Here is a 23,117-nt window from a genome sequence, read left to right on the forward strand (position 1 = left end):
TCCTTTTGATAGAAAGGCCCACACCTTATGGTGTGGGCCTTTCTGCGTTTAGCATGCTGTTTTTCAAAGGGGGCGCCTTGCGCCCCCTTTCTTTGTTTACAGGCGTCCCGCAGCCTTCAGGGCCAGATACGCGTCTGCCAGGGCCGGCGCTAGGTCGTCGGGCGTTGCGTCGACGACAGTCACCCCGTGCCGACGGAGTTGCTCAGCAGTGCGCTGACGTTCCGTCTGGGCCTGGGCTGCGGCAGCGGCTTCGTAGATCGCCTCCGCGTTTCCACGGGCGGTGGCCATGCGGGCGATGTGGGGGTCCGCCACCGAAGCCAGAAGAACGGTGTGGCGCTGTGTGAGCTGAGGGAGGAGCGGAAGCAGCCCCTCCTCGATCGGTGCGGCGTCCAGGCTCGTGAGCAGCACGACCAGGGAGCGGCGAGGTGCCGTACGAAGAGCTGTGGCTGTGAGGCCTCGGGCGTTGGTTTCGACGAGTTCTGGTTCGAGGGGTGCCATCGCGTTGACCAAGGAGGGAAGCAGGTCCTTTGCCGTGCGGCCCTGAACCAGGGCGCGTACTCCGCGGTCGTAGGCGAGCAGGTCCACGCGGTCGCCGGCGCGGGAGGCAAGGGCGGCCAGGAGCAGGGCCGCGTCCATGGAGGCGTCGAGGCGGGGGGCATCGCCGACTCGGCCTGCTGAAGTGCGGCCGGTGTCGAGGACCAGGAGGATGTGGCGGTCGCGTTCGGGGCGCCAGGTGCGTACGGCGACGGCGCTTTGGCGGGCTGTGGCTCGCCAGTCGATGGAGCGGGTGTCGTCGCCCGGGACGTACTCGCGCAGGCTGTCGAACTCCGTGCCTTCGCCGCGGGTGAGAACGCTTGTGCGGCCGTCGAGTTCGCGCAGGCGGGCCAGCTTGGAGGGCAGGTGCTTGCGGCTGGTGAACGGGGGCAGCACACGGACTGTCCAGGGGACCTTGTGGGTGCCCTGGCGGGAGAACAGCCGGAGGGGGCCGTAGGAGCGGATCGTGACCCGGTCGGCCTGGCGGTCGCCGCGGCGGGTGGGGCGTAGGCGTGTGGTGACGCGGCGGCGTTCGCCGGCGGGGACCGTGAGGTGGTGGCGGGAGGCTTCCACCTCGGTGCCCGGCTGCCAGCTGCTCGGGGGCCAGGCGTCGCGGATGTGGGCGCGGAGGGGGCGGCCGGACGGGTTGGTGACGGTGAGCGTGACGTCGGCCGTCTCGCCCAGGCGGGCGGAGGTGTCGCCGGAGCGGGTCAGGCCCAGTCGTCGTACGGGAGCGGCGAGCGCGAAGTCGCAGGCGCAGGCAACCGCCAAGGGGGCGTTGACCGCGAGGATGCCTGTCCAGCTGGGCTCCCAGATGCCGATGGGCAGGGAGCCCAGGGCTGCTACGAGGGCGGCTCGTCCGGTGAGGGCCATCAGCGGGGGACCGGGACGTGGGCGAGGATCGCGTTGATGACGGAGTCCGGAGTGACGCCTTCCATCTCGGCCTCCGGGCGGAGTTGGACGCGGTGGCGGAGGGTGGGGAGGGCCAGGGCCTTCACGTCGTCGGGGATGACGTAGTCGCGGCCGGTGAGCCATGCCCACGCGCGCGAGGTGGCCAGGAGGGCCGTGGCGCCGCGCGGGGAGACGCCCAGGGTGAGGGACGGGGACTCGCGGGTGGCGCGGCAGATGTCGACGACGTAGGCGGTGATCTCGGGGGAGACCGTGGTCTTGGCGACCGCCGCGCGTGCGGCTTCGAGGTCGGCCGGGCCCGCTACGGGACGTACGCCGGCGGCCTTGAGGTCGCGGGGGTTGAAGCCCTCGGCGTGGCGGGTGAGGACGTCGATCTCGTCCTGGCGGGAGGGGAGCGGGATCGTCAGCTTGAGGAGGAAACGGTCCAGCTGGGCTTCGGGGAGGGGGTAGGTGCCCTCGTACTCCACCGGGTTCTGGGTCGCGGCGACCAGGAACGGGTCGGGGAGGAGGCGGGGGGTGCCGTCGACCGTGACCTGGCGCTCCTCCATGGCCTCCAGGAGGGACGACTGGGTCTTGGGCGGGGTGCGGTTGATCTCGTCGGCCAGGAGGAGGTTGGTGAAGACCGGGCCGGGCTGGAAGGAGAACTCGGCGGTACGGGTGTCGTAGACCAGGGAGCCCGTTACGTCGCTCGGCATGAGGTCGGGGGTGAACTGGACGCGCTTGGTGTCGAGTTCCAGTGCGGATGCGAGGGCGCGGACGAGCAACGTTTTGGCGACCCCAGGGACTCCTTCCAGTAGTACGTGTCCGCGGCAGAGGAGGGCGACGACGAGACCGGTCACGGCGGGGTCCTGGCCGACCACGGCTTTGGCGATCTCGGCGCGCAGGGCTTCCAGGGAGGCCCGGGCGGTGTCCGGGTCCCCGGTGGTCCCGGCGTTGTCAGTGGTCGGGTCCATCATGAACGGCGTACCTCTCTTTCGAGGGCGTCGAGTTGGTCGGCGAGGGAGATGAGGGCTGCGTCGTCGCTGGGCGGCGGGCCGAAGAGCAGGGAGTGCAGGGGCTGTCCGTCGCCTTCGGCGCGGAGGTGGGCGGACAGGGCGGGGAGCAGGGCTTCGGGCGCGTGCGCCTGGGTGACGGGGACGCCGACGAGGGGGGCGAGGCGGGTGCGGGTGGTGGAGCGAAGAGCGGTGGCCGCGCGGTCGCGGGCGGCCGCCTTGCGGTAGAGGCGGGCGCGGCCTTCGACGGTTTCGGAGGCGCGGATCGCCACGGGGAGTTTCTCGGGCACGAGGGGGCCGAGTCGGCGTGCCCTCCACAGGGCGGCGAGGGCTGCCGCGAAGAAGAGCTGGAGCGTGCCCCAGAGCCAGCCCGAGGGGAGCAGGTCGAGGAAGCCCTTTTCCGCATCCGGGTCGGCGGCGGAGGAGTCGGAGAGCGAGGGGAGGTACCAGACCAGATGGGGGCGGGAGCCGAGGAGTTGCAGGGCGAGCGAGGCGTTGCCCTGCTTGTCGAGGGTGTCGTTGTAGAGGATGTCGGGCGCGCCGAGCACGACGGTGTCGCCGTCCCCGGAAGCCGCCGGGACGCGCACCAGGGTGGGCAGGCGGTCGCTGGGGTAGCACTCGTCGTTGCCGGGGTGGGTGACGGTGTAGCGGATGCCGCCGGTGTCGGCGGTGCCCGCGCGTCGGGCGGCCGGGAGGGCGCAGTCGGGGGAGAGCGTCGAGTCGAGGCTGGTGGCGGGGTCCGCCACGACGCCGGGTGCCAGGCGCTCTACGGACCAGCTGCCGGGTGCGACGAGGATCGTCCGGCCGTCGGAGTCGGCGGTGGCGGAGTGCAGTTGGCTCTGCTGGCGGTGCGTCAGGAGGTCGGGTACGGCGACGAGGAGGGTGGTGTCGGGGCCGGTGGCGGCGCGGGCCTCGTCCAGGGTGGTGACGACGCGGGTGTCGACGCCCCGGTCGGCGAGGAGTTCGGCGACGGCCCGGCTGCCGAAGGGGTCGGCGGAGCGGGGGTCGAGGCTGCCGTGGCGTTCGGTGGAGCGGATCGCCGCGATCACGACGGCCGCGACGACGAGAAGCACGACAGCGAGGACGACGCCCCGCGCGCGGGTCCACACCTGGCGCGTGGTGGGCGAGGCCGAGGTGGACGGGAGCGTGGCCTCGGTGGTCATTCGGCGGCTCCGTGGCGGGCGTGCTGGTCCGCGCTGTGGCTGGTGTGCGCGGTGTTCGTGCCGCTCGCGGTCTGCGCGAGTACCGGCTTGGTGCGTTCCAGGTCGCGGTCTAGGTCGGCGATGCGGTGGTACGACGGCTCGGTCGCGGACCGGCCGCCGTATGTGACGTCGTCGAAGTCTCGGGCCGCGGAGCGCAGTCGGTCGGTGTGGGAGGGCAGGGCGCGGCCCGCTTCCGCGGCGGCCTCGTCGGCGGTGCGGCCGGGACGGATGTCGAGGAGAGCGCGTTCCTCCAGGGAGCGGACGATGGCGCGCATGCGTTCCTGGACGGCCTGGTTCCAGTGGCCCTGGGCGGCGTGGGCCTCGGCGGCCGCGCGGTGGTCGGCGGCGCTGCGGGGGCGGTCGTCGAACAGGGCGGCGGAGGAGCTGGGACCGCGGCGGGGGGTGCCCAGGCGCCACCACAGGGCGCCGGCGACCAGGAGGACGACGGTGATGACGACGACCAGGCCGAGCGCACCTCCCGGTGTCGCGGACGAGGCGGTGTCGAACAGCTTGCTCACCCAGTCCCAGAAGGCGTTGAGGGCACGTTGGAACCAGCTGGGGTCGTTCTCGTGGTACATCCGCTTGGCCAGCTCGCGGCGGGCGGCATCCCGCGCGGGGTCGCGCGGGGTCGTCAGCGGTGGTTCGTCGCCGGACCGTGCCAGGAACAGCACGGAGCCGTTTCCGGCGCGCAGCGAAGTGAGCACTCCCCCCGGCAGGTTCACCTCATCAGCTCCCGGGAGTGGCGCCGGTGCTGTAGCCCTGCACACCGGCCGCGCGGGCCAGTTCGAGGTCGAGGGCCTCGCGGCGGATGCGCTGGTCGATGTAGAGGAGCACGGTGACGCCCGCCGAGATCGGGAAGGTGATCATGGAGCCGATCACCGAGCCGATGCCGCTGATGATCAGGAACGTCCAGCCGAGGTCGCCGGTGCCGTTGACGAAGCCGCCGACGCCGTCGCCGCTCAGGGCCGCGGCGAGGAAGGTGAAGGGGAGGACGACGATCGCCGCGACGATGTTCGCGATGATCCCGGCCAGCAGCTGGATGCCGAGGACCCGCCACCAGGAGCCGCGGACCAGCTTCGTGGAGCGGCTCATCGACTTCACGATGGTCTGCTTCTCCAGCATCAGCGCGGGCGAGGCCAGCGAGAAGCGGATCATCAGCCACAGGGCCACGACACTCGCGCCGAGGATGCCCAGGACGGCGAGGGCGATTCCGCCGCCCTTGGAGCCCGCGACGCCCACGAGGATGCCGGGCAGCGCGCCGACCGCCAACACGCCGAAGGTGATGAGCAGCAGCAGGAAGATCAGACCGAACAGCCTGGGCACCTGCGGGCGGGCGTCCCGCCAGGCCTCACCGGTGGTGACGGGGCGGCCGAGCACGGCCCGGCTGGTGACCGTGGTGAGCAGTGCGGTGGCGACGACCGTGCCGATCAGGGAGATCAGGAAGACGACCGTGGTGCTGACCATGGTCTCGCCCAGGGCGCGCGTCACCTCGTCGGCGCTGGCGCTCGGGTCGCTGAGGGCCTCGGAGCCGGCGTTGTCGTCGAGGACGAAACCCTGGAGCAGGATGACCAGGACCTGGGTCACGACCGCGACGGTCAGCGAGATGCCGAGGACGGTGCGCCAGTAGGTGCGCATGGTGGAGACCGCGCCGTCGAGGATCTCGCCCACGCCGAGCGGGCGCAGGGGGATCACGCCGGGCTTGGCCGCGGGCGGGGGGCCGCCCCAGCCGCCGTATCCGGGGTGACCGGCGTAGCCGCCGCCCCAGCCCGGGCCCTGGGCCGGGCCGGCAGGCGGCTGGGATCCCCAGCCGCCGGGGGCGGGAGGCGGGGGAGGGGCCTGGCCCGGAGCGGTGGGGCCGGTGGGGGCAGACCACTGGGCGGCCGGCGGCTGTTCCTGGGACCACTTCGCGCCGGCGTCCTGCGAGGTGTCCGACGGCTGCTGCGTGGGCTGCGCCGGGTCGGAGGCCGCGGTCGGCTGCGCGCTGCCGTCGGGGGCAGCCGTCTCGGCGGGCTTCGCGTCGGTGGGCTCGGTGGGGCCGGACGTGCCGGGCTCGTGCCCGTCGGACGGGGCGGATCCGGGCGAGGCCCAGCCCGGAGTGTCTTTCATCGTCGCTCCTTCACGGTGCCCGTCCGCGGTCGCGGCGGCAGGTTGGCAGTCATCGTGTCATGGGGTGCTCGGCGAAGGGCCAGCCGCGGTAGGGGCTGCACGCCTTCAATACTCCGCCGGACAAGGGGCACACTGACGGCATGGCTGATCAGTACGCGCAAACCGGCGAGGACAGCAAGCCCACCGAGATACCGGCGATCCGCTGGGAAGAGCCACCCGAAGGTCCTGTACTGGTGCTTCTCGACCAGACGAGACTGCCGGCCGAGGAGGTCGAACTGGTCTGCACGGACGCGTCCGCGCTGGTGGAGGCGATCAGGTCGCTCGCCGTGCGCGGGGCGCCGCTGCTCGGGATCGCGGGGGCTTATGGGGTCGCGCTCGCCGCCGCGCGCGGGTACGACGTGGACGAGGCGGCGACCGTGCTGGCCGGGGCGCGTCCCACCGCGGTGAACCTGGCGGTCGGGGTGCGCAGGGCGCAGGCCGCGCACCGGGCGGAGCTCGCCAGGAGCGGCGATGAGAAGCAGGCGGCCGGAGCGGTGCTGGCGGCTGCGCGGGCGCTGCACCAGGAGGACGCGGCGGCCAGCTCGGCGATGGCCGAGCGTGGGCTGACGCTGCTGGACGAGCTGCTTCCGGGCGGCGGGCACCGGATCCTGACGCACTGCAACACCGGATCGCTGGTCTCTGGCGGCGAGGGTACGGCGTTCGCGGTGGCTCTCGCGGCGCACCGGGCGGGGCGGCTGCGGCGGCTGTGGGTCGACGAGACCCGTCCGCTGCTCCAGGGCGCCCGGCTGACGGCGTACGAGGCGGCGCGCAGCGGGATGGCGTACACCCTGCTGACCGACAACGCGGCGGGCTCGCTGTTCGCGGCCGGGGAGGTGGACGCGGTGCTGATCGGTGCGGACCGGATCGCGGCCGACGGCTCGGTGGCGAACAAGGTGGGGAGCTATCCGCTCGCGGTGCTCGCGCGGTATCACCATGTGCCGTTCATCGTGGTGGCACCGCTGACCACGGTGGATCCGGACACGCCGGACGGCGCGTCCATCGAGGTCGAGCAGCGGGCCGGGCACGAGGTCACCGAGATCGCGGCGCCCCAGGTCCCGGTGGCGGGAGGTGGCGCGGGCGGCGGGATTCCGGTGGCCCCGCTGGGTACTCAGGCGTACAACCCGGCCTTCGATGTGACACCGCCGGAGCTGGTGACGGCGATCGTCACGGAGGAGGGTGTGGTGTCGCCGGTGACGGCTGAGGCCCTTGCTGAGCTGTGTGCCAGGTCCCGGCAGATGACGATCAGCTGATCGAGGAACGGGGGCGACCCGGTCCGCCGAGGCGCGAAGCGCAGACAGTAGCGACCCCATACGACTATCGTCACAGGTCAGTGACCTCCCTCACCAGCGCCCCGGTCACTGTTACGAGAATGGGATGATGTCGTTTATGAAGGGACGAGTCCTTGTCGTCGACGACGACACCGCACTTGCCGAGATGCTGGGCATCGTGCTGCGTGGTGAAGGTTTTGAGCCGTCTTTCGTAGCCGACGGCGACAAGGCGCTGGCCGCGTTCCGTGAGGCCAAGCCGGATCTGGTGCTGCTGGACCTGATGCTGCCCGGTCGGGACGGCATCGAGGTGTGCCGCCTGATCAGGGCGGAGTCCGGGGTGCCGATCGTGATGCTGACGGCCAAGAGCGACACCGTCGATGTCGTCGTGGGACTGGAGTCCGGTGCCGACGACTACATCGTGAAGCCGTTCAAGCCGAAGGAGCTCGTGGCCCGCATCCGGGCGCGGCTGCGGAGGTCGGAGGAGCCGGCGCCCGAGCAGCTCGCCATCGGGGACCTGGTCATCGACGTGGCCGGGCACTCCGTGAAGCGGGACGGGCAGTCGATCGCGCTGACGCCGCTGGAGTTCGACCTGCTGGTCGCGCTCGCGCGCAAGCCGTGGCAGGTGTTCACGCGTGAGGTGCTGCTCGAGCAGGTGTGGGGCTATCGGCACGCCGCCGACACCCGGCTCGTCAACGTGCATGTACAGCGGCTGCGCTCCAAGGTCGAGAAGGACCCGGAGCGGCCGGAGATCGTGGTGACCGTCCGTGGTGTGGGTTACAAGGCAGGGCCCAGCTGACATGTCCGGAGACAGTGCCGCTTCGTCACCCGGGCGGACCGGGGCGAGTGCGGGGCGGCCTGTCGGGCGGAAGCCGGCGGGTTCCCGCTGGGGACGCTTCCTCGAGGGCGGGCTGCTTCAGGGCGGAGTCCAGGGCAGCCCGGTCCTGAGGCTGTTCATGCGCTGGGTGCGGCGGCCGCTGCTGCCCGTGATGCGGCTGTGGCGGCGCAACATCCAGCTCAAGGTCGTCGCGACGACCCTGCTGATGTCGCTCGGTGTGGTGCTGCTGCTGGGCTTCGTCGTCATCGGACAGGTGCGCAACGGCCTGCTCGACGCCAAGGTCAAGGCCTCGCAGAGCCAGGCCACCGGCGGGTTCGCGGTGGCCAAGCAGAAGGCGGACGAGGCGGGCGCCGGGACCGACGACGCGGCCACGGCGGCCGACGACCAGTCCGACCAGTTCGTCATCGAGTGGATGAGCAACCTCGTCTACTCGCTCTCCAGCGGCGGCCAGGGCGCCTTCGACGTGGTCACCCTGCCCGTGGGCGGCGACAGCGGCAGCGGGCGCGGACCGCGCGCCTCCGGCGATGTCGACCCGACGGCCAGCGTGCCCGAGGCACTGCGCACGAAGGTCGACCAGAGCACGACCGCCGCCCAGAGCTACACCCGCATCACCTACGACACCGGCGAGGAGTCCCAGCCGGCCCTCGTCATCGGCAAGCAGGTCAACGACCCGAACGGCGACCCGTACCAGCTGTACTACCTCTTCCCGCTCACCCAGGAGGAGAAGTCGCTCAGCCTGGTCAAGGGCACCCTGGCGACCGCCGGGCTCTTCGTCGTCGTACTCCTCGGAGCCATCGCCTGGCTCGTGGTGCGCCAGGTCGTCACGCCGGTGCGGATGGCGGCCGGGATCGCGGAGCGGTTGTCCGCCGGGCGGCTCCAGGAGCGCATGAAGGTCACCGGTGAGGACGACATCGCGCGTCTCGGTGAGGCCTTCAACAAGATGGCGCAGAACCTCCAGCTGAAGATCCAGCAGCTGGAGGACCTGTCGCGGATGCAGCGGCGGTTCGTGTCGGACGTGTCGCACGAGCTGCGGACGCCGCTGACGACCGTACGGATGGCCGCGGACGTCATCCATGACGCGCGTGAGGACTTCGACCCGATGACCGCGCGGTCGGCGGAACTGCTCGCGGACCAGCTGGACCGGTTCGAGACGCTGCTCGCGGATCTGCTGGAGATCAGTCGCTTCGACGCGGGCGCGGCGGCCCTGGAGGCCGAGCCCATAGACCTCAGGGAGGTCGTGCGGCGGGTGGTCGGCGGGGCCGAGCCGCTCGCCGAGCGCAAGGGTACGACGATCCGGGTGCTCGGCGACCAGCAGCCCGTCGTCGCGGAGGCCGACGCCCGGCGCGTCGAGCGGGTGCTGCGCAACCTCGTCGTCAACGCCGTCGAGCACGGCGAGGGCAAGGACGTCCTCGTCAAGCTGGCCGCGGCCGGCGGGGCGGTCGCGGTCGCCGTGCGCGACTACGGCGTCGGACTCAAGCCCGGCGAGGCCACGCGCGTGTTCAGCCGCTTCTGGCGGGCCGACCCGGCACGCGCGCGTACCACCGGCGGGACGGGCCTCGGGCTGTCCATCGCCCTGGAGGACGCGCGGCTGCACGGCGGCTGGTTGCAGGCGTGGGGTGAGCCGGGCGGCGGTTCGCAGTTCCGGCTGACGCTGCCCAGGACGGCCGACGAGCCGCTCAGGGGCTCGCCGATACCGCTGGAACCCAAGGACTCGCGACGCAACCGTGGACTGGACGACGCCGGGCTGCCGCGCGGGGGCGCGGACAAGGCGGCCACCGTGCCGGTCCAGCCGAAGACCGGCCAGGTGACCTCGCGGGATCCGATAACGCCGCGGACGGGTGCCGCGACACCCACAGCCGACCCGACCGCGCTGCCCGGCAACGGCTCGCGCGTGGTGCCGCGGCCCGCGGCGAACGGGCGGCGGCAGGACGGCACGTCCACCGCGGAGGGCGGTGAGGGCGCGAGCCGTTCGAACGACGGCTCGCAGGAGTCGTACGAACAGCAGGGGGAGGCCTTCCGTGGACGCTGACCGCGAAGGGAGCGGCGGGCGCGGGATCGGTCAGCGCGGGAGCGGCCGGCGCACGCCGGGGCGCGCGGTGGCGTACGCCGCGTGCGGGGTCGTACTTCTGGCGGGGTGCGCCTCCATGCCGGACAGCGGTGATCTGCGCGGGGTGGACTCCACGCCCCGGCAGGACACGCCGGTGCGGGTCTTCGCGATGCCGCCGCAGGAGGACGCCGAGCCGACCGACATCGTGCAGGGCTTTCTCGAGGCGCTGACCAGCGACGATCCCAACTACGAGACGGCCCGCAAGTATCTGACCCCGGCCGCGCAGAAGAAGTGGGAGCCGGGCCTTTCCACCACGGTGCTCGACGACGGGCCCGGCGCCGACATAGTGCGGCCCGCCGACCGGGAGCAGGCCGACGGCACCTGGTTCACGCTGATCGGCACCAAGGTGGCCGTCGTGGACGCGCAGCAGTCGTACGCGCCGACCTCCGGTCAGTACCGGGAGACCGTGCACCTGGTGCAGGACAAGAAGACCAAGCAGTGGCGGATCGACACCCCTCCCCAGGGTGTCGTCATGGGGAAGTCGGACTTCCAGCGCAACTACGTGGCCGTCAACAAGTACTACTTCGCCTCGGAGGCCAAGGCGCTGGCCGTTCCGCAGACGGTGGCCGTCGCCGACCCGGTGTACGTGCGTGAGCGGGTGGATCCCGTGACGCAGGTGGTGCGCTCGCTGCTCAACGGGCCGACGCGGTGGCTCGACCCCGTCGTCAGGACGAGCTTTCCCACGGGCACCGCCCTCCAGAAGGGGACCTCGTCGCTGACCCCCGACGACCGGGGCGCGCTGACCGTGCCGCTCAACGACAAGGCTGGGCACGTCAGTTCGGACCGGTGCCGGGCCATGGCGGCTCAGCTGCTGTTCACCTTGCAGAACCTCGCGCCGGCCGTGGACACGGTCGAACTACAGGCCGACCGCAGGCCGTTGTGCTCCGCCGACGGGGACGATGCCAACGGCGTCGCCCAGCGCGGCTCGGTGGAGAAGCCGGCGTCCCTGTACTTCGTGAACGGTGAGCACCGGCTGGTACGGATGCCCGCGGTTCCGGACAGCGGCGACGCGAAGGCGGAGCCGGTGCCCGTGCCCGGGGCGCTCGGCGACGGTGACAAGGACCTGCGGTCGGTGGCCGTCTCGCGCGACGAGCACATGGCCGCCGGTGTCTCTCTCGACGGCAGGTCGCTGTACGTCGGATCGCTGGTGTCGGGCGGGTCGCTCGGGGACCCGGTGCTGGTCAGCACGGGCAAGGCGGCCGAGGACCGGCTGACCACGCCGAGTTGGGACATCGAGGGCGACCTGTGGGTGGCAGACCGGAATCCCGCCGATCCGCGGCTGCTGCTATTCAAGGAGGGCGCGGGCAAACCGCTGAAGGTGGAGACTCCCGGGCTCGACGGGCGGATCAAGGACCTGCGGGTGGCGGCGGACGGGGTGCGGATCGCGCTCGTCGTGCAGAAGGGCGGCAAGCAGTCGCTGTACGTCGGGCGGATCGAGCGCGAGGGAAAGATCGGCGACGCGCGGAGCGTCTCGGTGCGGGAACTGCGCTCCACCACGCCGGATCTGGAGGAGGTCACGACCATGTCCTGGGCCGGCGACAGCAGGCTCGTGGTGGTCGGGCGGGAGCAGGGCGGAGTGCAGCAGACGCGGTACGTCCAGGTCGACGGGTCCACGCCCGAGGGGCCGCCGCCGGCCGCGCTGACGGGTGTGAAGGAGGTCGCCGCCTCGGAGGACGACGATGTGCCGTTGGCCGCGTACTCGGAGGACGGGATCGTACGGCTGCCGTCGGGGGCGCAGTGGCAGAAGGTGGATGCGGACGGGACGGCGCCGGTTTATCCGGGGTGACGGGGGCGTGGTGACGGCGGCGTGGTGACCGGCCACGGTGACGGGCATCGGTGACGGGTCACGATGACGTCGCTCGTTCGCGGAGCGTGTTGTAGGGAGCGGTTGCTTTTGCCGGGGGAGGCCCTGGTGGGGGTGGCCGCTTTTCCTTTCGGGTCTTATCGAGCGTGGCGGTGCGGATTCGAGGCACTGGTCCTCGGGGGCCGAAGCAATTCGTTGTATGGGGTCGGTATTTGATGTGGGAACTGCTGTTCGGGTAAGCGGCGGGGTTTTCCACAGGGGGTTATCCACAGGGGTGGTCGGCCGGCCCCCGTGTTGGCACAGTGGTGGGCATGCGGGGGTGGTGGCAGGACCTCACCGATCTGGTGCTGCCGGCCGAGTGCGGAGGCTGCGGGAGGCCTCGCACGGCGCTCTGTCCTGAGTGCCGTGCCGCCCTGGACGGGGCCGCACCGCGCCGGGTGCGACCGGTGCCGGAGCCGCCCGGACTGCCGGCCGTGCATGCGGCGGCTCGGTATGCGGATGCGGTGCGGGCGGTGCTGTTGGCGCACAAGGAGCGGGGCGCTCTGGGGCTCGCGGGGCCGCTCGGTTCGGCATTGGCGGGAGCCGTGTGGGCGGGGGTGCGGGAGGTTCGTGAGACGGGCGACGAGGGAGCGGCCTGGGGGCGCGTGCTGTTGGTCCCTGTGCCGTCCGCGCGGCGGGCCGTGCGGGCCCGGGGACATGACCCGGCCCGGCGGATCGCCCTCGCGGCGGCGGGAGAACTGCGGCGGGCGGGGATGCCGGCGCGCGTGGTGGCCGTACTGCGGCAGCGGCGGGGCGTGGCCGACCAGTCGGGGCTCAACTCCCGGCAGCGGATGGACAACCTCGCCGGTGCGCTGACCGTGGTGCCGGGCGGCGGACGGCTGCTGTCCGAAGGACTGGTCGTGCTGGTCGACGACCTGATGACGACGGGGGCGACCTTGGCGGAGGCGGCTCGGGCGGTACGGGAGGCGAGGGAGGGGGAACACCGGGGGCACCTCGGTGCGGGGGCCGGGGTTCGTGGGGAGCACCGCGGACTCAGGGCTTGCGAGGGGAGGGCCGGGCCTCGTGGCCAACAGGCTTGGTCTCGTGATGAACAGATGGCGGCCGGACGCCGTGATCAACGGCAACAGGGGGTGGGCGGAGGACCTGCCCAGCGGGGCGGGCTCGGCGGGCTGCGGCAGCCCGAGTCGAGGGCGGAGGCCGGTCGCCGGCAGTCGGAGTCGGAGAGGTGGAGCGCCGACGCGCAGGCGGCCATTGACGGCTGGCGTGAGCGGGCCAGGGCGGCGAGGGACGCGCGGGATGGTCACGGGCAGGGGGCGACGGATGAGCGGGCTGACCAAGGGCCGACGGAGTCGCGGCGGTCGGAGACAAGTGCGTGGCTTGCTCCGGGGCAACCGGGGGCAGGCGGGAGCCACAGGGGACGGTCGCAGGGACCTGGTGGGGCTCGCAAGGTGCGGGGAGTGGGTGGATGCGGGAGTGACGGGGAGAGCGTCGTGTACACGGCCGCAACACGGGAAGGCATGAGGGACCGGATGATCGCAGGGACCGAGGAGGACACGGCCCGGGAGCGCTGCCAGGGGGCGGCGGGCGCCGGTGGCGTCCGTGACCTGATCTGCGCGGCTGTGGTCGCGGCCTCGCCGGATTCCTCCGAGATAAACCGGAACTGACTGTCAAGTTGCATCGTTGCAGGTTGTGAGAGGACCAATTCACCTGAACGGAGGTACGCCGCGGTAGAGGGTGACGACATCCGTCCGGGCGAGATATGTTCGGTTGTGAGAGAAAGGCGCAGGCCACACCTCACTAATCCGAATGCCGTGCCGCGGGATTTCCATCATCACCCGCGCCGGTGGAATGGAGATCTTGCCCGCGGGGGAGGAGGTGGAAGTCACCGAGTCCGAGGTTCCGGGGCTCACCGGAGCTTGGTGCAAAAGGGAGATGCTCCGCATCGAGGCGGAGCGATCCGGGAACGGAGTTCTGCGTGGACATCGTCGTCAAGGGCCGCAAGACCGAGGTGCCCGAGCGGTTCCGCAAGCACGTGGCCGAGAAGCTGAAGCTGGAGAAGATCCAGAAGCTCGATGGCAAGGTGATCAGCCTCGACGTCGAGGTGTCCAAGGAGCCGAACCCCCGACAGGCCGACCGTTGTGACCGAGTGGAGATCACGCTCCGCTCCCGCGGTCCGGTGATCCGGGCGGAAGCGGCAGCCAGCGACCCGTACGCGGCACTCGACCTGGCAGCGGAGAAGCTGGACGCCAGGCTGCGCAAGCAGCACGACAAGCGCCACACGCGGCGCGGCGCACGCCGGCTCACGGCGGCCGAGGTCCCGGACCACGTTCCGGACGCGGCGACCCTCAACGGCAACGGTCACCCCGTGCACGAGGACGAGCCGGAGGGCGTACCCACCAAGAGGATCGGCTCGCTGGAGATCAAGGGCGAAGGCCCCCTGATCGTCCGCGAGAAGACCCATGTCGCCTCCCCGATGACTCTCGACCAGGCGCTCTACGAGATGGAACTGGTCGGGCACGACTTCTATCTGTTCGTCGACTCCGAGACCAAGGAACCGAGTGTCGTCTACCGGCGGCACGCATACGACTACGGCGTCATCCACCTGAGCACGGACCCGATGGTCGCCCGGGCACACTCTCCCGCGCCCGGTGGCACGACGGGGAGCTGACCCTCCCGGATGACAGCTGACGGGTGCCCCTGGAGCGCGTGTGCGCCCCCAGGGGCACCCGCGTGCGACCGTTTCGCGCCTCGCTCTGTCATCTCACTGTCGTCCGGGCATGAAATCATGGCCGTACCGGCCCAACCGGTGGGTCGTTGCCTTGGGTTGGCGATGGCACGAACCAGCCACAGCCTTCAGGGGGAGGAACGATGGCGGACAGCTTCGGACCGCTGCGCGGCGAGGGCGCCGACGACGGCGTCGACGACATGGGCGCGGACGCGGGCTCACCACGCAAGGAACCCATCCGGGTCCTGGTCGTGGACGACCATGCGCTCTTCCGGCGGGGACTGGAGATCGTGCTGGCGGCCGAGGAGGACATCCAGGTCGTCGGCGAGGCGGGCGATGGCGCGGAGGCCGTCGACAAGGCCGCCGACCTGCTGCCGGACATCGTTCTGATGGACGTGCGGATGCCCAAGCGAGGCGGCATCGAGGCCTGCACCTCCATCAAGGAGGTGGCACCCAGCGCGAAGATCATCATGCTGACGATCAGTGACGAGGAAGCCGACCTCTACGACGCGATCAAGGCCGGTGCGACCGGATACCTCCTCAAGGAGATCTCCACGGACGAGGTCGCCACCGCGATCCGCGCGGTGGCCGACGGGCAGTCGCAGATCAGCCCCTCCATGGCGTCGAAGCTGCTCACCGAGTTCAAGTCGATGATCCAGCGGACCGACGAGCGGCGGCTGGTGCCCGCGCCGCGGCTGACCGACCGGGAGCTGGAAGTCCTCAAGCTCGTCGCCACCGGGATGAACAACCGTGACATCGCCAAGGAGTTGTTCATCTCCGAGAACACCGTGAAGAACCATGTGCGCAACATCCTGGAGAAGCTTCAGCTGCACTCCAGGATGGAGGCCGTCGTCTACGCGATGCGCGAGAAGATCCTAGAGATCCGCTAGCGCCTTCACGAGGGGCTCGCGGAGCTCCGGAGCGTCCACCCGCTCCACACGTACGTCCGTGCAGTCCACCCAGCTCGCCGCCTCGACCAGGGCCTGCGCCACCGCCGGGACCGCCTTCGGGCCGTCCAGCGTGACCTGCCGGGCCACCAGCGTGCCGCCCTCGCGGGCCGGGTCCACGCGGCCGACCAGACGGCCACCTGCCAGTACCGGCATCGCGAAGTAGCCGTGAATCCGCTTGGGCTTGGGGACGTAGGCCTCCAGGCGGTGGGTGAAGCCGAAGATCCGCTCCGTACGCGCGCGTTCCCAGATCAGGGAGTCGAACGGGGACAGCAGGGTGGTGCGGTGGCGGCCGCGCGGAGGCGTCTCCAGGGCCGCGGGGTCGGCCCAGGCCGGCTTGCCCCAGCCCTCGACGGTCACCGGTACCAGGCCGGAGTCGGCGATCACCGCGTCGACCTGCTCGCCCTTCAGGCGGTGGTAGTCGGCGATGTCCGCACGGGTGCCGACCCCCAGGGACTGCCCGGCGAGACGGACCAGGCGGCGCACGCACTCGGTGTCGTCCAGCTCGTCATGGAGCAGGTCGGCGGGGACGGCACGCTCGGCGAGGTCGTACACCCGCTTCCAGCCGCGGCGCTCCACGCAGACCACCTCGCCGTACATCAGGGCGCGTTCGACGGCGACCTTGGTGCCGGACCAGTCCCACCACTCGCTGGTCCGCTTCGCGCCGCCCAACTCCGTGGCGGTGAGGGGGCCTTCGGTGCGGAGCTGCTTGACGACCTGGTCGTAGGTGCCTTCCGGGAGCTGGTGGTTCCAGTGCGGGCGGGACCGGTAGGCGCGGCGACGGAAGGCGAAGTGGGGCCATTCCTCGATGGGGAGGATGCAGGCCGCGTGCGACCAGTACTCGAAGGCGTGGGGGCGCGGCTGCGCCGCGCCGGGGGGCGCGGTGGTCCAGTAGGCGTCCTCCACCGTTCTGCGGCCCACCGCGCCGAGACGGGCGTACGGGATCAGCTCGTGGGAGCGGGCCAGGACCGAGATGGTGTCGAGCTGGACCGCGCCCAGGTGGCGGAGGACGCCGCGGACTCCGGCCCGCCGGTCGGGAGAGCCGAGGAAGCCCTGGGCACGCAGCGCGATACGACGGGCCTCGTCGGCCGAGAGGTCGGTGGTGGGACGCGGGGTCGTCATGGGTCCGAACGATAGAGGCAGGCACTGACAGTCCGAGGTGACCTGCGCATTTGTCGGGACAGGCGTTACCGGGGCGCCGGCAGGTACTGGGCGGTCGACGGCAGGCCCAGGTCGGAGGGGAGCAGTGCGCCGAGCCAGCAGTCCCGGCGGATGCCCTGGTGGGCGATGCCGGAGCGCATGACGCCCTCGACGACGAAGCCGGCGCGCTCGGCCACCGCGCGCGAGGGCTCGTTGCCCACTTCGGCGCGCCACTCCACGCGGTCGACGGACAGCTCGGTGACGGCCCAGCGGGAGGCGGCGAGGACGGCCTCGGTGACGTAGCCCTTGCCGCGGTGCTCCTTGACGGCCCAGTAGCCGATCTCGGCCGTGGCCTGCCCCCGCATGGTCAGACCCAGCATGCCCACCAGGTCCTCCCCTTCGGGGAGGAAGAGACCCCAGGTGAACATCGTGCCGTTCGCCCAGCCCTGCGGGACCAGCTGCTCGGTGAAGCCCTGGGCGTGCTCGGGCAGGTACGGCGAGGGGATGGTCGTCCAGCGCAGGATGTCGGGATCCTGGACGGCGGTGAACACGGTCTCGGTGTCCTGCGGGCCGGGCGTGCGCAGCAGCAGGCGGTCGGTGGTGAGGGTGACGGGGTCCATCGACTGATTCTGCTCAGGTGTTCGGTGAAGGCGCCATCAGTTTTGCTGTGAGTGAGCGGGCCGTCACAATTCGCGCAATTCGTGAGCGGGACGCGGCACCATCGGCGTTGCTCGTCCGTTGTCACCTTTGAAGCAGATTTGAAGATGCTGACAGTCGGCGTACCCGGCAGGCCTCCCGGCCTGGCGGTGTCCTCGCATACGATGGCCGTTGCTCAGTAAGTGAAATGGAAACCGACCGTCCCAGGCCCGACCGGCAAGGAGACCAACCCCCGTGTCCGTCCTCTCGAAGATCATGCGTGCAGGCGAAGGCAAGATCCTGCGCAAGCTGCACCGCATCGCGGACCAGGTCAACTCCATCGAAGAGGACTTCGTCGACCTCTCCGACGCCGAGCTGCGTGCCCTCACCGAGGAGTACAAGCAGCGGTACGCCGACGGTGAGAGCCTGGACGACCTGATGCCCGAGGCGTTCGCCACCGTGCGCGAAGGTGCCAAGCGCGCCCTCGGACAGCGTCACTACGACGTGCAGATCATGGGCGGCGCCGCCCTGCATCTCGGCTATGTCGCCGAGATGAAGACCGGTGAGGGCAAGACCCTCGTCGGCACCCTGCCCGCGTACCTGAACGCGATCTCCGGCAAGGGCGTCCACCTCATCACGGTCAACGACTACCTGGCCGAGCGCGACTCCGAGATGATGGGCCGCGTCCACAAGTTCCTGGGCCTGACCGTCGGTTGCATCCTCGCCAACATGACGCCGGCCCAGCGCCGTGAGCAGTACGCGTGCGACATCACCTACGGCACGAACAACGAGTTCGGCTTCGACTACCTGCGCGACAACATGGCGTGGTCCCAGGACGAACTCGTCCAGCGCGGCCACAACTTCGCCATCGTCGACGAGGTCGACTCCATCCTCGTCGACGAGGCCCGTACGCCGCTGATCATCTCCGGCCCGGCCGACCAGGCCACCAAGTGGTACGGCGACTTCGCCAAGCTGGTCCTGCGCCTGAAGAAGGGCGAGGCGGGCAACCCCCTCAAGGGCATCGAGGAGACCGGCGACTACGAGGTCGACGAGAAGAAGCGCACGGTCGCCATCCACGAGTCCGGCGTCAGCAAGGTCGAGGACTGGCTGGGCATCGACAACCTCTACGAGTCGGTGAACACCCCTCTGGTGGGCTACCTGAACAACGCCATCAAGGCGAAGGAGCTCTTCAAGAAGGACAAGGACTACGTCGTCATGGACGGCGAGGTCATGATCGTCGACGAGCACACCGGCCGTATCCTCGCCGGCCGCCGCTACAACGAGGGCATGCACCAGGCGATCGAGGCGAAGGAAGGGGTGGACATCAAGGACGAGAACCAGACCCTTGCCACGATCACCCTCCAGAACTTCTTCCGCCTCTACAAGCGTCACGACCACAACGGCAAGGAACAGCCCGGTCTGTGCGGCATGACCGGTACGGCGATGACCGAGGCCGCCGAGTTCCACCAGATCTACAAGCTCGGCGTGGTGCCCATCCCGACGAACCGGCCGATGATCCGCAAGGACCAGTCGGACCTGATCTACCGCACCGAGGTCGCGAAGTTCGAGGCGGTCGTCGACGACATCGTCGAGAAGCACGAGAAGGGCCAGCCGATCCTGGTCGGCACGACCTCGGTCGAGAAGTCCGAGTACCTCTCGCAGCAGCTGTCCAAGCGAGGCGTCCAGCACGAGGTGCTGAACGCGAAGCAGCACGACCGGGAGGCGACGATCGTCGCCCAGGCCGGCCGCAGGGGCGCCGTCACCGTCGCCACGAACATGGCCGGCCGCGGTACCGACATCAAGCTCGGGGGCAACCCCGAGGACCTCGCCGAGGCCGAACTGCGTCAGCGCGGTCTCGACCCCGAGGAGCACATCGAGGAGTGGGCCGCCGCTCTGCCGGCCGCCCTGGAGAAGGCCGAGCAGGCCGTCAAGGCCGAGAAGGAAGAGGTCGAGGCACTCGGCGGCCTCTACGTGCTCGGCACCGAGCGGCACGAGTCGCGCCGTATCGACAACCAGCTGCGCGGTCGTTCCGGCCGTCAGGGCGACCCGGGCGAGTCCCGCTTCTACCTCTCCCTCGGTGACGACCTGATGCGCCTGTTCAAGGCCCAGATGGTCGAGCGCGTGATGTCGATGGCGAACGTCCCCGACGACGTGCCGATCGAGAACAAGATGGTCACGCGCGCGATCGCGTCCGCCCAGTCGCAGGTCGAGCAGCAGAACTTCGAGACCCGCAAGAACGTCCTGAAGTACGACGAGGTCCTGAACCGGCAGCGCGAGGTCATCTACGGCGAGCGCCGCCGCGTCCTGGAGGGCGAGGACCTCCAGGAGCAGATCTTCCACTTCATGGACGACACCATCGACGCGTACGTCGCGGCGGAGACCGCCGAGGGCTTCGCCGAGGACTGGGACCTCGACCGGCTGTGGGGCGCGTTCAAGCAGCTCTACCCGGTGAAGATCACTGTCGAGGAGCTGGAGGACGCGGCGGGCGACCGCGCGGGTCTGACCGCCGAGTACATCTCCGAGTCCATCAAGGACGACATCCACGAGCAGTACGAGGCGCGTGAGGCGCAGCTCGGCTCCGAGATCATGCGTGAGCTGGAGCGCCGGGTCGTGCTGTCGGTCCTGGACCGCAAGTGGCGCGAGCACCTCTACGAGATGGACTACCTCCAGGAGGGCATCGGCCTGCGCGCGATGGCCCAGAAGGACCCGCTGGTCGAGTACCAGCGCGAGGGCTTCGACATGTTCACCGCCATGATGGAGGGCATCAAGGAGGAGTCCGTCGGCTACCTGTTCAACCTGGAGGTCCAGGTCGAGCAGCAGGTCGAGGAGGTCCCGGTCGAGGACGCCGCGCCGTCGCTCGACAAGAAGGACGCGGTGCCCGCGCAGGCCGGTGCGCGTCCGGAGATCCGGGCCAAGGGACTCGACGCTCCGCAGCGCCGGGACCTGCACTTCTCCGCGCCGACCGTGGACGGCGAGGGCGGTGTCGTCGAGGGCGAGTTCGCCGACGACGACGAGCCGGTGCGCTCCGAGGCGGACGGCCTCACGCGCGCGGAGCGCAGGAAGCAGTCCCGTGGCCGGGGGCGGCGCAAGAAGTAGTTCTGTCTGACGCCGCGGCGCCCTGGGGCGCTGGGGCGGTGGAAGGGCCGGGTCACCTGAGGGTGCCCGGCCCTTCGGCGTGCGGTGGGCATGCGATGGGCGTGCGGTGGGCGCGAGGGGGGCGGCTGCCGGGGACAGCGGGGCCCATGGGTGCCTGCAAGGGCTTCTCGGACCGGGTTTCTCCGCGGATTCGTCAGTCGTCGTCGGGGCGTGGGGCTCGGGGACCGCCCAGTTCGACCGCGGTGCAGCGCCAGCGCAGGTCCTGGCCCTGTTCCAGGCGGAAGGCCATGGCGCGCAGCTGGTCGCCGGCCCCGATGCGGGCGAAGGCCTCCACGGCGCCCTGGCGGGGCACGTAGTAGCCGATGTCGCGGACGACGGGGCGGGAGCCGCGGGTGCGCAGGGGACCGCGTTCGGCGAGCCAGGCCAGTTCGTCGTAGGCGCGGCCCGCGGTGTGCCGGAGCATCGAGTGGACGGGGCGCTGACCGCTCAGGACGGCGAGGAGGAGGTCGGCGAAGAGATCGGTGGGGCGGGGCCGGGGGACGGGGGCGTGGGGTCGGCGGGGGGTCTGGGGCGGAACGAGAGGGATGAGGTCCGTGGGGACGTCCGGGGTGGCATCGGAGGCCGTGTCCGGAGTGGCGGTAAGGCGGGTCGTGGTCGGCGTGCCGGTTCGGGTGGGGGTGCCCTGGGGGCGGCTGTCCGTGGGCCTCGTGCGGGGACGGGTGCCGTTGCCGGGGGAGCCCGGTGGGCGGCCGTCGCCCGGGGACGTACCGGGGGTGCTGCCGCCGGGGGTGCGCGGTGGGCTGCCGGCGGGGCGGCGGGAGTCGTGGCGGGCCGGCGGGCGGGTGCCGGAGCGGTGCTGGGCCCTGGTCATGACCTTGTTCATGGGATCCCCGTTCTGCGAGCCCGGAAAGTACCGGGCGGTAACTTCGTGCTTGGGGATCTTGTACGGGGCCGCGGGCCACGACGGCAAGGAAGCCGAGAGCCGGGTCGGACGGCCGGAATCTTCACCTATCAGGGTGATGCGAGGGGGTGGAGGCCCATGATCCCGGGGGTGGGCCGGGTGAATTTCGGGACGGGCGTGGACGCCTCACGGAGTCCGGGCAGGGACTCGAAAGGGGACGCCCGCACGTATCCTGAAGGCCTTCGCGGAGCCCCTCCGACCGCGTCCTTCGACCACGTTCTCCGACCACGAAAGCGGCCAGCCATGCGCGTCTACGTCCCCCTGACCCTCCCCGGTCTCGCCGAGGCGTACAAGACGGGTGAGCTGGGGGCCGAGCCGCTCCTCGCCTACGCCGTCACGCCCGCTCTGCGTGAGTGGTACCTCTCCGACGACATCGAGGAACTGGAGTACGCGGCGCTGAGCCGGGCCGCGCTCGCCTCGCTGCGGCTGCTCGCGGCGGACGCCGGGGCCGTGCGGCGCCGGGTCGTGGTGGCCGTCGACGTGGCCGACGGGGCGGCGGTCGCCGACCCCGACCGGGCGCTGGACCCCACGGCGCTCGGTGAGGTGCGGGTCGCCGGGCCGGTGAAGCTCGCCAAGGCCGCCGCGGTCCACGTCGACTCGGACGACGCGGAGGAGGACGTCACCGCCGCCGTGGACGCGCTGCCGGCGGCGGACGGCGGGGACGACGACGCGCAGTTCGTCGTGGACGGGGCCGAGGACCACGAGCTGCTGTGGTACGCGACGCAGGAGATTCCCCACCTGGTCGGATGGGGCGGCTGAGCTTGTTCTCCGGCCGGTTCTACCCGCTGTGACCTGCTGGTCTCTTGATTGTCAGTGGGGGCGGGTACGTTTTTGGCATGGGGAAGCTGACAGGGGCGCACATCGTCTGGGACTGGAACGGCACGCTGTTCCACGACAATGACGCGATCATCGGGGCGACGAACGCGGCGTTCGGCGAGCTGGGGCTGGCGCCGATCACGATGGAGCAGTACCGGGCGCTGTACTGCGTGCCGGTGCCGAAGTTCTACGAGCGGTTGCTGGGGCGGCTGCCCACCGATGCCGAGTGGGAGGTCATGGACGAGACCTTCCATCGGTACTACGCCGAGCACCGGGTGGCGTGCCGGCTGACCGACGGGGCGGTGGAGCTGCTGACGGGGTGGGGAGCGGCCGGGCGCAGCCAGTCGATCCTCAGCATGTACGTGCACGACGAACTGGTGCCGTTGGTGCGCGGGTTCGGGATCGAGGCGCACTTCCTGCGGGTGGACGGGCGGACCGGGCCTTCGGGGGGCAGCAAGGCGGAGCACATGGAGCGGCACCTCGCCGCGCTGGTGGGGGTGGAGGCGGCTCGGACCGTGGTGATCGGGGATGCCGCGGATGATGCTGTGGCGGCGATGCGGGTGGGGGCGCGGGCCGTGCTGTACACCGGGGGGTCGCACAGCAGGGCCAGCCTTGAGGGGGTGGGGGTGCCGGTGGTGGACACCTTGGCGGAGGCGGTCGCGGAGGCGGAGCGAATAGCGGCGTGACGGGTGGGTGCCGGGGCGGTGATGCCGGTGCGGGTGCCGGGTGTGCCGGTGCCGGTGTCTGAGCTGTGCTCGGGGTGCCGTGGGCCGGGGGTGGGTTTCGCTCGCCGCCGCTGGGCGGGTGCCGCTGCGCCCACCCGTGCCGCCCCAGCGGCACGACTGCCCGCAGCTACGGAGTGGGGTTGCCGCTGTGCTCTCCCGTGCCTCCACTGGCACGACTGCCCGCAGCTACGGCGATGGGTTGCCGTTGCGATCTCCCGTGCCTTGAGCCTTGAGCGGCACGACTGCCCGCCGTTACGGCGATGGGGTGCCGCTCT

The 23,117-nt window shown here is 71.0% G+C and carries 18 protein-coding genes and 1 pseudogene; 11 read left to right on the plus strand and 8 right to left on the minus strand.

Annotated elements, in window-relative coordinates; translation table 11 throughout:
* Positions 1–96: 96 nt before the first annotated feature.
* The 5 genes from AQJ54_RS38100 to AQJ54_RS38120 are packed head-to-tail and all read right to left on the minus strand — an operon-like array spanning position 97 to position 5,743.
* Positions 97–1,407, minus strand: a complete 1,311-nt coding sequence (locus AQJ54_RS38100; protein ID WP_062245613.1) for a DUF58 domain-containing protein — start codon at positions 1,405–1,407, stop codon at positions 97–99.
* A complete protein-coding gene (locus AQJ54_RS38105; RefSeq protein WP_107121234.1) occupies positions 1,407–2,396 on the minus strand; it encodes an AAA family ATPase in 990 nt (329 codons plus the stop codon). The genes AQJ54_RS38100 and AQJ54_RS38105 overlap by 1 nt, the downstream gene beginning before the upstream one ends.
* Positions 2,396–3,598: a DUF4350 domain-containing protein gene (locus tag AQJ54_RS38110; protein ID WP_062245617.1), complete on the minus strand. Its 1,203-nt coding sequence runs from the start codon at positions 3,596–3,598 to the stop codon at positions 2,396–2,398. The genes AQJ54_RS38105 and AQJ54_RS38110 overlap by 1 nt, the downstream gene beginning before the upstream one ends.
* On the minus strand, positions 3,595–4,359 hold the full coding sequence (locus tag AQJ54_RS38115; RefSeq protein WP_062245619.1) for a DUF4129 domain-containing protein: 765 nt from the start codon (positions 4,357–4,359) through the stop codon (positions 3,595–3,597). Before AQJ54_RS38115 ends, AQJ54_RS38110 begins: the two co-directional genes overlap by 4 nt.
* Before the next feature lie 4 nt (positions 4,360–4,363).
* A complete protein-coding gene (locus tag AQJ54_RS38120) occupies positions 4,364–5,743 on the minus strand; it encodes a DUF7847 domain-containing protein (protein WP_062245621.1) in 1,380 nt (459 codons plus the stop codon).
* 140 nt (positions 5,744–5,883) lie between these two features.
* On the opposite strand from AQJ54_RS38120, the gene mtnA reads away from it, so the two are divergent.
* From mtnA to AQJ54_RS38155, 8 genes and pseudogenes are all read left to right on the plus strand, one after another.
* A complete protein-coding gene (mtnA, locus tag AQJ54_RS38125; protein WP_062031644.1) occupies positions 5,884–7,032 on the plus strand; it encodes an S-methyl-5-thioribose-1-phosphate isomerase in 1,149 nt (382 codons plus the stop codon).
* A 124-nt stretch (positions 7,033–7,156) separates the two neighbouring features.
* On the plus strand, positions 7,157–7,846 hold the full coding sequence (mtrA, locus tag AQJ54_RS38130) for a two-component system response regulator MtrA (protein ID WP_187283109.1): 690 nt from the start codon (positions 7,157–7,159) through the stop codon (positions 7,844–7,846).
* Position 7,847: 1 nt separating this feature from the next.
* Positions 7,848–9,914: an MtrAB system histidine kinase MtrB gene (gene mtrB / locus AQJ54_RS38135; RefSeq protein ID WP_062245623.1), complete on the plus strand. Its 2,067-nt coding sequence runs from the start codon at positions 7,848–7,850 to the stop codon at positions 9,912–9,914.
* Positions 9,904–11,778: an LpqB family beta-propeller domain-containing protein gene (locus tag AQJ54_RS38140; RefSeq protein WP_062245625.1), complete on the plus strand. Its 1,875-nt coding sequence runs from the start codon at positions 9,904–9,906 to the stop codon at positions 11,776–11,778. Before mtrB ends, AQJ54_RS38140 begins: the two co-directional genes overlap by 11 nt.
* A 329-nt stretch (positions 11,779–12,107) precedes the next feature.
* Positions 12,108–12,765: pseudogene (locus AQJ54_RS47025) on the plus strand (ComF family protein); the annotation flags it as partial.
* 560 nt (positions 12,766–13,325) lie between these two features.
* Complete coding sequence (locus tag AQJ54_RS47490; RefSeq protein WP_279389316.1) at positions 13,326–13,460, plus strand: hypothetical protein; 135 nt, start codon at positions 13,326–13,328, stop codon at positions 13,458–13,460.
* Between the two features lie 311 nt (positions 13,461–13,771).
* Positions 13,772–14,464: a ribosome hibernation-promoting factor, HPF/YfiA family gene (gene hpf / locus AQJ54_RS38150; protein WP_020139079.1), complete on the plus strand. Its 693-nt coding sequence runs from the start codon at positions 13,772–13,774 to the stop codon at positions 14,462–14,464.
* Between the two features lie 200 nt (positions 14,465–14,664).
* The gene (locus AQJ54_RS38155; RefSeq protein ID WP_020139078.1) at positions 14,665–15,411 is read left to right on the plus strand and encodes a response regulator; all 747 of its coding nucleotides are present in this window, start codon (positions 14,665–14,667) and stop codon (positions 15,409–15,411) included.
* Here AQJ54_RS38155 and AQJ54_RS38160 read toward each other — a convergent pair.
* Together AQJ54_RS38160 and AQJ54_RS38165 are read right to left on the minus strand one after the other, a co-directional pair.
* On the minus strand, positions 15,397–16,590 hold the full coding sequence (locus tag AQJ54_RS38160; protein ID WP_062245629.1) for a winged helix-turn-helix domain-containing protein: 1,194 nt from the start codon (positions 16,588–16,590) through the stop codon (positions 15,397–15,399). The two genes, AQJ54_RS38155 and AQJ54_RS38160, sit on opposite strands and share 15 nt — an antisense overlap.
* A 65-nt stretch (positions 16,591–16,655) precedes the next feature.
* Positions 16,656–17,228, minus strand: a complete 573-nt coding sequence (locus tag AQJ54_RS38165) for a GNAT family N-acetyltransferase (RefSeq protein ID WP_062245631.1) — start codon at positions 17,226–17,228, stop codon at positions 16,656–16,658.
* A 271-nt stretch (positions 17,229–17,499) separates the two neighbouring features.
* Here AQJ54_RS38165 and secA point away from each other — a divergent pair, with 271 nt between their 5' ends.
* On the plus strand, positions 17,500–20,340 hold the full coding sequence (gene secA, locus AQJ54_RS38170; protein WP_062031628.1) for a preprotein translocase subunit SecA: 2,841 nt from the start codon (positions 17,500–17,502) through the stop codon (positions 20,338–20,340).
* Positions 20,341–20,533: 193 nt separating this feature from the next.
* Here secA and AQJ54_RS38175 read toward each other — a convergent pair whose 3' ends face one another.
* The gene (locus tag AQJ54_RS38175; protein WP_062245632.1) at positions 20,534–21,223 is read right to left on the minus strand and encodes an Rv3235 family protein; all 690 of its coding nucleotides are present in this window, start codon (positions 21,221–21,223) and stop codon (positions 20,534–20,536) included.
* A 321-nt stretch (positions 21,224–21,544) separates the two neighbouring features.
* On the opposite strand from AQJ54_RS38175, the gene AQJ54_RS38180 reads away from it, so the two are divergent.
* On the plus strand, positions 21,545–22,060 hold the full coding sequence (locus tag AQJ54_RS38180; protein WP_062245634.1) for a DUF6912 family protein: 516 nt from the start codon (positions 21,545–21,547) through the stop codon (positions 22,058–22,060).
* Positions 22,061–22,137: 77 nt separating this feature from the next.
* Entirely contained in the window at positions 22,138–22,803 is a 666-nt protein-coding gene (locus AQJ54_RS38185; RefSeq protein WP_062031620.1) for an HAD family hydrolase, read from the plus strand.
* Positions 22,804–23,117 lie beyond the last annotated feature (314 nt).

It is taken from the genome of Streptomyces griseorubiginosus (genome assembly GCF_001514195.1).
GTDB lineage: Bacteria > Actinomycetota > Actinomycetes > Streptomycetales > Streptomycetaceae > Streptomyces > Streptomyces griseorubiginosus.

Bases quoted from the DNA above. Each gene is read 5' to 3' on its own strand.
- AQJ54_RS38100 (WP_062245613.1), bottom strand. From the start codon at position 1,407: ATGGCCCTCACCGGACGAGCCGCCCTCGTAGCAGCCCTGGGCTCCCTG.
- AQJ54_RS38105 (WP_107121234.1), bottom strand. From the start codon at position 2,396: ATGGACCCGACCACTGACAACGCCGGGACCACCGGGGACCCGGACACC.
- AQJ54_RS38110 (WP_062245617.1), bottom strand. From the start codon at position 3,598: ATGACCACCGAGGCCACGCTCCCGTCCACCTCGGCCTCGCCCACCACG.
- AQJ54_RS38120 (WP_062245621.1), bottom strand. From the start codon at position 5,743: ATGAAAGACACTCCGGGCTGGGCCTCGCCCGGATCCGCCCCGTCCGAC.
- mtnA (WP_062031644.1), top strand. From the start codon at position 5,884: ATGGCTGATCAGTACGCGCAAACCGGCGAGGACAGCAAGCCCACCGAG.
- mtrA (WP_187283109.1), top strand. From the start codon at position 7,157: ATGATGTCGTTTATGAAGGGACGAGTCCTTGTCGTCGACGACGACACC.
- mtrB (WP_062245623.1), top strand. From the start codon at position 7,848: ATGTCCGGAGACAGTGCCGCTTCGTCACCCGGGCGGACCGGGGCGAGT.
- AQJ54_RS47490 (WP_279389316.1), top strand. From the start codon at position 13,326: ATGATCGCAGGGACCGAGGAGGACACGGCCCGGGAGCGCTGCCAGGGG.
- AQJ54_RS38155 (WP_020139078.1), top strand. From the start codon at position 14,665: ATGGCGGACAGCTTCGGACCGCTGCGCGGCGAGGGCGCCGACGACGGC.
- AQJ54_RS38160 (WP_062245629.1), bottom strand. From the start codon at position 16,590: ATGACGACCCCGCGTCCCACCACCGACCTCTCGGCCGACGAGGCCCGT.
- AQJ54_RS38165 (WP_062245631.1), bottom strand. From the start codon at position 17,228: ATGGACCCCGTCACCCTCACCACCGACCGCCTGCTGCTGCGCACGCCC.
- AQJ54_RS38175 (WP_062245632.1), bottom strand. From the start codon at position 21,223: ATGAACAAGGTCATGACCAGGGCCCAGCACCGCTCCGGCACCCGCCCG.
- AQJ54_RS38180 (WP_062245634.1), top strand. From the start codon at position 21,545: ATGCGCGTCTACGTCCCCCTGACCCTCCCCGGTCTCGCCGAGGCGTAC.
- AQJ54_RS38185 (WP_062031620.1), top strand. From the start codon at position 22,138: ATGGGGAAGCTGACAGGGGCGCACATCGTCTGGGACTGGAACGGCACG.